Annotated in this window: 9 protein-coding genes; 1 reads left to right on the top strand and 8 read right to left on the bottom strand. The window is 64.2% G+C overall.

Annotated features, from left to right (window positions below; translation table 11 throughout):
* Positions 1-165: 165 nt before the first annotated feature.
* From AC0L2P_RS27685 to cysG, 6 genes are all read right to left on the bottom strand, one after another.
* Complete coding sequence (locus tag AC0L2P_RS27685) at positions 166-786, bottom strand: DJ-1/PfpI family protein (RefSeq protein ID WP_352539419.1); 621 nt, start codon at positions 784-786, stop codon at positions 166-168.
* Between the two features lie 138 nt (positions 787-924).
* Positions 925-1,461 (bottom strand): DUF934 domain-containing protein, encoded by a 537-nt coding sequence (locus AC0L2P_RS27680; protein WP_473505879.1) that lies wholly within the window; start codon positions 1,459-1,461, stop codon positions 925-927.
* A gap of 58 nt (positions 1,462-1,519) precedes the next feature.
* On the bottom strand, positions 1,520-2,284 hold the full coding sequence (locus AC0L2P_RS27675; RefSeq protein ID WP_473505877.1) for a phosphoadenylyl-sulfate reductase: 765 nt from the start codon (positions 2,282-2,284) through the stop codon (positions 1,520-1,522).
* Entirely contained in the window at positions 2,259-3,929 is a 1,671-nt protein-coding gene (locus AC0L2P_RS27670) for a nitrite/sulfite reductase (protein WP_473505875.1), read from the bottom strand. Before AC0L2P_RS27670 ends, AC0L2P_RS27675 begins: the two co-directional genes overlap by 26 nt.
* 73 nt (positions 3,930-4,002) lie before the next feature.
* On the bottom strand, positions 4,003-4,308 hold the full coding sequence (locus AC0L2P_RS27665; protein ID WP_473505873.1) for a DUF2849 domain-containing protein: 306 nt from the start codon (positions 4,306-4,308) through the stop codon (positions 4,003-4,005).
* Positions 4,305-5,756 carry a siroheme synthase CysG gene (gene cysG / locus AC0L2P_RS27660; protein WP_473505871.1) on the bottom strand — a complete coding sequence of 484 codons (1,452 nt, stop codon included), beginning with the start codon at positions 5,754-5,756 and terminating at the stop codon, positions 4,305-4,307. The genes AC0L2P_RS27665 and cysG overlap by 4 nt, the downstream gene beginning before the upstream one ends.
* A gap of 441 nt (positions 5,757-6,197) precedes the next feature.
* Here cysG and AC0L2P_RS27655 point away from each other — a divergent pair, with 441 nt between their 5' ends.
* Complete coding sequence (locus tag AC0L2P_RS27655; RefSeq protein ID WP_473505869.1) at positions 6,198-6,641, top strand: host attachment family protein; 444 nt, start codon at positions 6,198-6,200, stop codon at positions 6,639-6,641.
* Positions 6,642-6,897: 256 nt separating this feature from the next.
* Here AC0L2P_RS27655 and AC0L2P_RS27650 read toward each other — a convergent pair whose 3' ends face one another.
* The gene (locus AC0L2P_RS27650; protein ID WP_473505867.1) at positions 6,898-7,650 is read right to left on the bottom strand and encodes an SDR family NAD(P)-dependent oxidoreductase; all 753 of its coding nucleotides are present in this window, start codon (positions 7,648-7,650) and stop codon (positions 6,898-6,900) included.
* 60 nt (positions 7,651-7,710) lie between these two features.
* A complete protein-coding gene (locus tag AC0L2P_RS27645) occupies positions 7,711-9,963 on the bottom strand; it encodes a transglycosylase domain-containing protein (RefSeq protein ID WP_473505865.1) in 2,253 nt (750 codons plus the stop codon).
* Positions 9,964-10,094: the final 131 nt, after the last annotated feature.

The following is a 10,094-nucleotide window of genomic DNA, read 5'->3' as shown; positions in this document are numbered from 1 at the left end:
TCATCCTCGCAAACGCTCTCCTCAAGGCGCAGAGAAAATGGGCCCCTAAAACCCCTTGATCAAAACGGATACTTTAGTTCTTGTTTGATCCATGTCGTTATCGCGAAACCGCTGCACACTTTTGCGCGACATGCATTGGGGGTGCGGCGGGCTCGAATTCCGAGATCAAGCCGCCCGGCGTTGGTCGCGCATCAGGATTTCGCCCTGGCGGATCTCGGTGCCCAGCACTTTCAGGCATTCGCGCATGAAGGCGGCAAGGCCCGGCCAGCCCTTGGCCGATACCAGATTGCCGTCGACATGAGCGCCGGTCGGCGCAACGTCGATATAGATACCACCGGCCAGCGTGACTTCCGGCTCGCAATATTGCAGCGCCGCAACCTCGCGGCCGCGCACCACGCCATCGACTGCGATCAGGATCTGCACGCCGTGGCAGATGGTGAAGATCGGTTTGCCGGTTTCATGGAAATGCCGCACCAGCGCCTGCACGCGCTTGTCGATGCGGATATATTCCGGCCCGCGCCCGCCCGCTGCGTAGACGGCGTCGTAGTCGGCCGGATTGACCTCCGAAAACGTCTTGTTGAGGATGTAGTCGTGGCCGAGCTTTTCCGTATAGGTCTGGTGGCCTTCGAAGTCGTGCAGCGAGGTCTTCAGGATATCGCCGGCCTTCTTGTCGGGACAGACGACATGAACGGTGTGGCCCACCGCATGCATGGCCTGTTCAAAGACGAAAATCTCGTATTCCTCGCTGAACTCGCCAACGAGCATCAATATCTTCTTGCCAGCCATGTCCGGTTCCTCCCTTGTGGCCACATTTATTTCGGATTGCGAAATAATCGGCCTATCCTAAGGCGGGGACGGGCAAAATAAAAGATCGAATCGGCAATGTGGTCCGACCAGATGGGGCCTCTGGTCCTCTGGAACGGATCAGCCGGCGCGCACCCGCCGCCAGGAATATTTCGGGCCTTTGGCCTCCGGCTTCACCGACGGCTGGTAGAACAGCGGCAGTCCGCCGGTGCGGCCCTGCTCGAGCCGCTTCAGCAGCACCGGGTGCGAGATCTCGAATTCGTCGAAGCCAACACGCAGCATGTGCGGTAGCTGGTCGACCAGAACTTGCCCGGTGGCGCGCATGGCGCCGGTGAAGTGGTAACGGCTGCGCAGCAATTCGCCCTTGGAGAACGAGCGGCCGTCATTGAACGCCGGGAAGGCTAGCGCCACCAGCGACAGCTGATCGAGCAGGCCGGTGATCTTTTCAAGCTGGTCGCCGGGCTGCAGCAACACGCCGATGCGTTCCTTCGCCGACCGCCGCACCACCGGATCAAGGCCGAGAAACGCCTGCAGCGGCAGGATGAAACGGCCATTGCCGACCAGGGCCTCGGCGCTTTCGGCATGAACCCACTCGTCCTCGCGGAACCCACCCGGTGTCCACAGCCGCGTGGCGTTTTCGGCTATCAAGTCGCTCATCAAGAAAATTCCCAGTCCAAAATCTGGATGCCAAAAATGCTCGATCCCAAAAAAGATCCTAAAGCGAGGCGTCGGTCAGCGACCTTTCCAGCCCCGACAAATGGATGCCGCATTCGGTCTTGGCATGCCCGGCCCAGCGGCCGCTGCGTGCGTCGTCGCCCGGCTGCACCGGCTGCGTGCATGGGAAACAGCCGATCGACAGATAGCCATAGGCGACCAGCGGGTTTTCACGCAGCGCATGCGCGCGCATGTAGCCGGCCTGGTCCGATGTCGTCCAGTGCGCCAGCGGATTGATACGGATGCGCGAACCGACCGCCTCGAACACCGGGAGCGCTGCCCTTGTCGCCGCTTGGAAGCGCTTGCGTCCGGTGAACCAGGCGCGGAACGGCTCGACGCCGCGCGCCAGCGGCTCGACCTTGCGCACGTCGCAGCAGGCGTCGGTATCGGTCTCGTTCAGATTGCCGGCCGGGTCGACCCTTGCCAGCGCCGCATCGTCGGGCCTGATCACCCGGATATCGGTCAGCCCGAAATCGGCGACCAGCGCGTCACGATAGCCGAGCGTCTCCTCGAAATGCTTGCCGGTGTCGAGAAAGATCACCGGCAGCGTGCGGTCGATCTCGGCGATCATGTGCAGCAGCACCGCCGAATCCGCGCCGAAGGACGAGACGGCGGCGATTTCGCCGTGAAAGAATTCCCGGGCCGACCGTTCGATGATCTGCAGCGGCTTCAGATGGCCGTAGAGCGCGTCGAGACCCGCCGCTTGGGCGGCGATACCGGCCTCAACGTCGACAATACGGTCAAGCGGCCTTGGCTTCGCCAGCATAGAGCGCCTCCTTGAACGGCGCGGGACCGACACGGCGGTAGGCGTCGATGAATTTTTCGTTTCTGTCCAGCCGAAGCCCGAGATAGGTCTCGACGATCTGCTCGATGGCATCGGTGATCTCTTCCGAACTGAAGCCGCGGCCGATGATCTCGCCGACCGAGGTGTTTTCGTCGGCCGAGCCGCCGAGCGTCACCTGGTAGAGCTCGGCGCCTTTCTTCTCGACGCCGAGAATGCCGATATGGCCGACATGGTGATGACCGCAGGCATTGATGCAGCCGGAAATCTTCAGCTTCAATTCGCCGATCTCGCGCTGGCGCTCCAGCGAGGCGAAGCGCCGCGAGATTTCCTGCGCCACGGGAATCGAGCGCGCCGTCGCCAGCGCGCAGTAATCGAGGCCGGGACAGGAGATGATGTCGCTGATCAGGTTGGAATTGGCCGTCGCCAGCCCGATATCGACAAGCGCATCATAGACCGTCTTGAGGTCGGCCCGCGCGACATGCGGCAGGATCAGGTTCTGCTCATGACTGACGCGCAGCTCGTCGAATGAATATTTTTCGGCAATGTCGGCGACCGCTTCCATCTGGCTGTCGGAGGCGTCGCCGGGCGTCTCGCCGATGCCCTTGAGCGAGATGGTCACCGCCGCATAGTCGGGATGGCGATGGGTGACCACATTCTGGTCCAGCCATTCGGAAAAGCTCTTGGAATCGAGCCGCGCAAGCTTGACCGCCTCGTCGCCTTCCGGCCGCTCGACAAGCGCCGGCGGCGCGAAATAGGCGTCGATGGCGCGGATGTCCTCTTCCGGCAGCTTCAACTCGGCGTCCTTCAATTCCTGCCATTCGGCCTCGACCTGGCGGGTGATCTCCTCGACGCCGGTCTCATGGACGAGGATCTTTATCCGCGCCTTGAACTTGTTGTCGCGCCGGCCGTAGAGGTTGTAAACGCGTAAGATCGCCGTGCAGTAGGACAACAGATCCGCTTCGGGCAGGAAATCGCGGATCTTCTTGGCCACCATCGGCGTGCGGCCCTGGCCGCCGCCGACATAGACGGCGAAACCGAGCTCGCCGGCCGCATTCTTCTTCAGGTGCAGGCCGATGTCGTGCGTCTGGATGGCGGCGCGGTCGCGCTCGGCGCCGGTCACCGCGATCTTGAACTTTCGCGGCAGGAACGAGAATTCCGGATGCACCGACGACCATTGCCGCAGGATCTCGGCATAGGGGCGCGGGTCGGCAACCTCGTCGGCGGCGGCGCCGGCGAAGTGGTCGGCGGTGACGTTGCGTATGCAGTTGCCGCTGGTCTGGATGGCGTGCATCTCGACGCTTGCCAGATCCGCCAGGATCGCCGGAATGTCCGACAGCGCCGGCCAGTTGAACTGGATGTTCTGGCGCGTGGTGAAATGGCCATAGCCCTTGTCGTATTTGCGGGCAATGTGGCCGAGCATGCGCAGCTGCTTGCCGTTCAGCGTGCCGTAGGGCACCGCGATGCGAAGCATATAGGCATGCAGTTGCAGATAGACGCCATTCATCAGCCGAAGCGGCCGGAACTGGTCCTCGGTGATCTCGCCGGCAAGCCGCCGCGCGACCTGGTCGCTGAACTCGGCGACGCGGGCCTTGACGAAATCGTGGTCGAACTCATCGTAACGGTACATATTCAGGTCTTTCCGGGCGCGTCCGCCCGTTATTTTCTTCGTTCGAGCATGATCGGGATCATGCTCCTGTCATCTATGCCGCGCGTGCGGCCTGCAGACGGGCCTGCTTTCCCAGATCGTTGCGGGTCGTCGGGCCGGCGGCACGGATCTTTTCGCGCAGCCGGACCGCTTCGACCGTGCCGTTGACCATGGTCACGTCGATCAGGTTTACGTCGACCACTTCGTTGTTGGCGGAGGCCTTGGCGCCGATCGCCTCCAGCCGGTCCTCGGCCGCCTTGTCATGGGCGATCTCGGCGTGGTCGATGGTCTCGGCCCACCCGCCATTGGCGTACCAGACGGCTATGCCGTCGGCGAGGCGGTTCGCGGTCAGCACTTTCATTGGTTCACTCCTTGCGCGGCAGCACGGGCCACGCTTTCCGGCCTGTGTGCCGCCAGCGGCTCGGACCGTTCGAAATTGGCGCCGGCGACCGCGTCGCCGATGATGGTCATCACCGGGCCGCTGAGGTCGGCGCGCGCCTCCAGCGACGGCAGGTCGGCGAGCGTGCCGTGAAAACGGCGGCGGTTGGCAAGGCTGGCATTCTCGACCACGGCGACGGCCGTATCCGGCGACAGGCCGGCTTCGATCAGCCGGCCGGCGACCTCGGCGGCCACCGAGCGGCCCATATAGACGGCGACCGTCGCGCCGGAAATGGCGAGCCTTGCCCAGTCGGGCAGCGAATTTCCCTTGAGGTCGTGGCCGGTGGTGAACACCATCGACGACGACACGCCGCGCAGCGTCAGCGGCAGTTCGAAATCGGCGGCGGCGGCGAAGGCTGCGGTGACGCCCGGAACCACTTCGTAGGCGACGCCGGCATCGCGAAGCGCCGCCATCTCCTCGCCGGCCCGGCCGAACACCAGCGGGTCGCCGGACTTCAGCCGCACGACGCGCTTGCCGGCGTGGCCAAGCTCGACCAGCAGCGCATTGATTTCGGCCTGGCTCTTGGAATGGCAGCCCTTGCGCTTCCCGACCGGCAGGCGCTCGGCATCGCGGCGGCCCATGGCGACGATCGCCTCTGGTACCAGCGCGTCGTGGACGATCACGTCGGCTTCCATCAGCAAGCGATGGGCGCGCAGCGTCAAAAGGTCCTCGGCGCCGGGACCGGCGCCTACCAGCGCGATATGGCCCGATGCCGGTTGGTTCGAAAGCAGCAGGCCGACGGCGACATCATGCGCCTGAGAAAGCTCGCCGGCCTCCACGGCTCGGGCCGGTGCGCCGCTAAAGAAATCGCTCCAGAAGCGGCGGCGGGCATTGCCTTTCGGCAGCAGTTTTTCGGCGGCCTCGCGAAACGACGCGGCAAGGGCTGCGAGCGGACCGAGCGAGGGCGCCAGCATGCGGTCGATGCGGCTGCGCAGCATCTGCGCCAGCACCGGGCCGGCGCCTTCGGTGCCGATGGCAATGGCGACCGGCGCGCGGTTGACCAGTGCCGGCGTGAAGAAGTCGCAGAGCTCCGGCCGGTCGACGGCATTGACCGGAATGCCCAGCCGGCGCGCATCCCCGGCAACGCGGCGGTCGAGCGCCTCGTCGCCGCTGGCGGCGAACACCATCACAGCACCTGCGAGATGTGCTGCATCATAGGTGTCGGCAATGCGGGTGGCGCCCGTCTCGGCGATAAAGGCCAGCAGCTCCGGGCTTGTTTTATCGCTGACGATGCGCAGCACAGCACTCGACTGCGCGAGCAGCCGCGCCTTGGCCAGCGCTTCCTCGCCGCCGCCGACGATGGCTACGGCTTCGCCCTCGACCCGCATGAAGACGGGAAAGGCATTGAGCTTGGGTGTGGCCTGCGGCATGACGAGCGGAATCCTGGAACCGTTTGCCAGTTCTACGCGGGGGCGCGAAAAACCAGAAGGCACCCACTCGCGCATCGCTTCGTAGCAGGCAATCTCTTTTCTGCAAGCATGAAGGCCAAGAGAAAAATATTCCACATTAAAGTGCGGAGCGGATTGAAGCAGCTGTTGCGGCCCTTGATCCGCTGCCTTTCTAGCGGCTGGCCGAGCCAGCCGCAAAACAGATTTTTCTGAATTCTACCAACTTAGTAGATTAAAGCCGCCGGGTGCAGACCGGGCCATCGACGGCAGCCCCGCACTCTCGCCGGCCCCTGTCGGAGCACCGGGTCCGAATACCGGAACATTCCCGCCTCGGCACGCGTTTGCCCTATGGACCCAGGCCGGTCAAAACCCGGCGGCAAAATACCCGGCGATGGGCTCGAAAAATCAAAAAAGGAGCGCCCTATGAGCAACGTCAGACTGAAACGCGGACTGTGGATCGTGGTGGCCGACGGTGAAAAGGCGCTGTTCCTCAAAAACCGTGGTGACGTCCGATATCCCGACCTTCAGGTCGTGCACGAGATGGAGCAGGAAAACCCGGCAACCCGGGAGCAAGGCACGGACCGCCCCGGCCGCTACAGCGACGGCGTGCATCGCAGCGCGGTCGAGGACACCGACTGGCACCGCCTCGGCAAGGAGCGTTTTGCCGACGAGATTGCCGAAAGGCTCTACAAGCTGGCGCATCGCGGCACATTCAAGGAGATCGTGCTGATCGCACCGCCGCCGGTACTGGGCGATATGCGCAGGAAGCTGCACAAGGAAGTCACCGACAAGATAGCGGCGGAGATTCCAAAGACGCTGACCAACCACAGCATACCCGACATCGAGAACCTGCTGCAGACGGCCTGATGGGGCGGCGCGCAGCAATTTCCCTGATCGCCAAGCTGGAGCAGGCGAGGCAATCGCATCAGGTTTGCGCCGCCCCTCACCTTTTTTAGCCATTCCGGCGAGCCGCTTGTCTCGCCTGTCCTTCGGACCCCGTGAAGAACGGAGAGAGGGGGCTCGCCGGCGTTGCGTTCAACCCCCTTCTCCCCGTCCTTCACGGGGAGAAGGTCCCGGGCAGGGGGATGAGGGGCGGCGCCGACGATCGATAAAACACAACCACTCAAACGTGCTGGCCGCCGTTGATGTGGATTTCCGAGCCGGTCACGTAAGACGCCTGCCCCGAGCACAGGAAGAAGATGATGTCGGCGACTTCCGCGGTAGTGCCCAGCCTTCTTAGCGGGATGGTCTCGACGATTTTTTCCGTGCCCGGCGACAGGATCGCGGTATCGATCTCGCCCGGCGCAATCGCATTGACGCGAATGCCGTGCGGGCCGAAATCATGTGCCATCTCGCGGGTCAGCGAGCCGAGTGCCGCCTTCGAGGTCGCATAGGCGGTACCGGCGAAAGGATGCACGCGGGTGCCGGCGATCGAGGTGACGTTGACGATCGAGCCCTTGGCCGACGCCAGCTCCCTGAACAGGCCCCGCGCCAGCATGATCGGGGCGAAGAAATTCACCTGGAAAACGTCGCGCCAGACATGCATCGGCGTGTCGATCGAGTTCATGCGGCTGTTGCCGTCCTTGAGCTTCGGCGAGATGCCGGCATTGTTGACCAGCGCATGCAGCTGCCCGCCATGCGCCTCCAGCCGGTGGCGGATCTCGGAGATGGCGATGCCGACGTCCTCCTGGTCGGCGAGATCGACCTTGATGTGGTCTTCCGGGCCGGCCGGCCACGGGCAGTCCTCGGCAAAAGCCTGGCGCGAGCAGGTGATGACGCGCCAGCCCTCACGTGAAAAGCGCTTGACCGTGGCATGGCCGATGCCACGGCTGGCGCCGGTCAGCACGATGGTTTTTCTTGTATCGGGTTCAGCCATGTCGCTTGTCTCCAGGCGGACATGTAGCGGAACATCGTCGCGGTTGCGAGGGCCCGTCGCTCAGCCGCCTGTCAGAATGTCCAGGATCGAGGTCTGCCGCTTCTTGACCGGGCCGCCGACTTCGCCGGGCGGCACCGGGTGCTTGATCGATCCGGTGGCGCCATCGACGCCCGGCATTGCAAGGCCGTCGGCATCGACCGTCTCGGCAGGACGCGCGGGTCGCGAAGCCGACTGGGTAGCTGACGCAGGGGGCGCCGATTGGCCAACGGAAGCGACCGGCGCCGGCGGCGCCGTGTCGGACGGTATGTCGTCCGGGACGATGGTGTCGGGCGGCGTCGACTTCCAGGTTCCGGGCAGCGGCCGCACCGGCACGCCTTCATGCGCGGCGACCATGAATTCGTGCCAGGCCTGCGCCGGCAGTGCGCCCCCGGTCACCTTCTTCATCGCGCTGCCGTCATCATTGCCGAACCAGACGCCGGTGGTGAGGTTGGCGGTATAGCCGATGAACCAGGCGTCGCGCGAGTTCTGGCTGGTGCCGGTCTTGCCGGCGGCCGGCCAGGCGAACGCCGCCTTCCTGGCCGTGCCGATCTCGACCGTGCCGGTCATCATCGAATTCATCATGCCGACGATGTCGGCCTTCACGACGCGCGGCGCACCGCCGCCATTGTTTTCGTAGAGCACCTTGCCGTCGCTCGTCGTGACGCGGCGGATGAAATGGATGTCGGGCTTATAGCCGCCATTGGCGAAGGGAACATAGGCCGACGTCAGTTCCAGCGGCGTCACTTCCGAGGTGCCGAGCGCGATCGAGGTGTTGGCCGTCAGCTCGGACTGGATGCCCATGCGGTGCGCCGCCTCGACCACCGCGTTCGGCCCGACTTCCATGGTCAGCTGCGCGGCAACCGAGTTCAGCGATTTTGCCAGCGCCGTCGCCAGTGTCACCTTGCCGAAATACTTGCCGCCGTAATTGTCGGGCGTCCAGTTGCCGATCTTGATCGGCGCGTCATTGCGCACGCTGTCGGGCGTACGGCCGGATTCCAGCGCCGCCATATAGACGAACGGCTTGAACGCCGAACCCGGCTGGCGGCGCGCCTCCGAGGCGCGGTCGAACTGGCTGGTCGAATAATCATAGCCGCCGACCATGGCGCGCACCGCGCCGGAATTGTCGATCGACACCAGCGCGCCCTGGCTGACATTGAGCCTCTTGCCGCTCTGGTCGATGAGCCTCCGTATCGATTCCTCGGCGAGCTTCTGCAGCGTCAGATCGACGGTCGTGTCGACGACGATGTCACGGCGCACGTCGCCGATCAGATCGGGCAGTTCTTCCATGATCGTATCGGCGACATAGTTTTCCGAGCCGGTCCAGTAGGACGGCGCGCGCGTCGCCGGCGCGCTCATCGCCGTGGTCATCTCCTTGGCGCTGATCTTGCCCTCGTGGCGCATCGCGGCAAGCACCAGCTGCGAGCGTTGCTCGGCCGCCTTCGGGTCGCGTGCCGGCGACAGCCGCGACGGCGCCTTGAGCAGGCCGGCGAGAAGTGCGGCCTCCGACAGCGTGACGTCGCGCGCGCTCTTGCCGAAATAGCGGCGCGAGGCCGCTTCGACGCCGTAGGCGCCGGAGCCGAAATAGACCCGGTTGAGGTACATTTCGAGGATCTGGTCCTTCGTATGCTTGTGCTCCAGCCACAGCGCCAGAAGCACTTCCTGCACCTTGCGTTCCAGCGTGCGGTCCGGCGTCAGGAACAGGTTCTTGGCCAGCTGCTGGGTCAGCGTCGAGCCGCCCTGCGAAAAGTGCCCGCCCAGCACATTGGTCGCCATGGCCCGGGAAAGGCCGATCGGATCGATGCCGAAATGCGAATAGAAGCGGCGGTCTTCGATGGCGATGACCGCCTCGGGAATATAGGGCGACATTTCGTGCAGGCCGACGGCTTCGCCGCCGCTCATGCCGCGATTGCCAAGCAGCTGGCCGTCGGCCGAGACGATCTTGATATTGGGGGCGCGGTCGGGAATGGCCCAGGTGGTGGCCGCCGGCATTTTCGCACCGTAATAGATGATGATGCCGGCAGTGGCGATGCCACCCCAGATGGCCAGCACGAAGCACCAGTAGAACAGCCGGGCAAGCACGCCGAACAGGCCGCGCCGGCTTTTGCCACGCCCGCCGCGTGACGGCTTGGCCTTGGACGATTTGCGCTTTGCAGCGGCTTTTCGGTTGCTCGGCACGACGCGGTCCTCCTCGCTCACCGAAAAGCCGGCCGAGGATTTCGCCCCCGGCGATGCCTCGAAGCTGGGCTCGATGCGGCTGTCTTTCCGGTTCGCCATGCGCTGTGCTGTCTTCCCCATGCCTATGGCGTTCGGGTTGAAGACTAGATGCGGCGGTTTAAAGGCGGGTTAAGTCGGGAAAAATCGAAGTAAACTGTATTCAATCGCTTGCCGGACAGCTGCGGCTAACG

This window comes from Mesorhizobium sp. WSM4836 (assembly GCF_055811815.1).
This window is presented reverse-complemented; position numbering and strand designations above follow the sequence as displayed.

What these genes read in the sequence shown, in the direction of transcription:
- AC0L2P_RS27685 (WP_352539419.1), bottom strand. Translation starts at nt 786, where the DNA reads ATGGCTGGCAAGAAGATATTGATGCTCGTTGGCGAGTTCAGCGAGGAA.
- AC0L2P_RS27680 (WP_473505879.1), bottom strand. Translation starts at nt 1,461, where the DNA reads ATGAGCGACTTGATAGCCGAAAACGCCACGCGGCTGTGGACACCGGGT.
- AC0L2P_RS27675 (WP_473505877.1), bottom strand. Translation starts at nt 2,284, where the DNA reads ATGCTGGCGAAGCCAAGGCCGCTTGACCGTATTGTCGACGTTGAGGCC.
- AC0L2P_RS27670 (WP_473505875.1), bottom strand. Translation starts at nt 3,929, where the DNA reads ATGTACCGTTACGATGAGTTCGACCACGATTTCGTCAAGGCCCGCGTC.
- AC0L2P_RS27665 (WP_473505873.1), bottom strand. Translation starts at nt 4,308, where the DNA reads ATGAAAGTGCTGACCGCGAACCGCCTCGCCGACGGCATAGCCGTCTGG.
- cysG (WP_473505871.1), bottom strand. Translation starts at nt 5,756, where the DNA reads ATGCCGCAGGCCACACCCAAGCTCAATGCCTTTCCCGTCTTCATGCGG.
- AC0L2P_RS27655 (WP_473505869.1), top strand. Translation starts at nt 6,198, where the DNA reads ATGAGCAACGTCAGACTGAAACGCGGACTGTGGATCGTGGTGGCCGAC.
- AC0L2P_RS27650 (WP_473505867.1), bottom strand. Translation starts at nt 7,650, where the DNA reads ATGGCTGAACCCGATACAAGAAAAACCATCGTGCTGACCGGCGCCAGC.
- AC0L2P_RS27645 (WP_473505865.1), bottom strand. Translation starts at nt 9,963, where the DNA reads ATGGCGAACCGGAAAGACAGCCGCATCGAGCCCAGCTTCGAGGCATCG.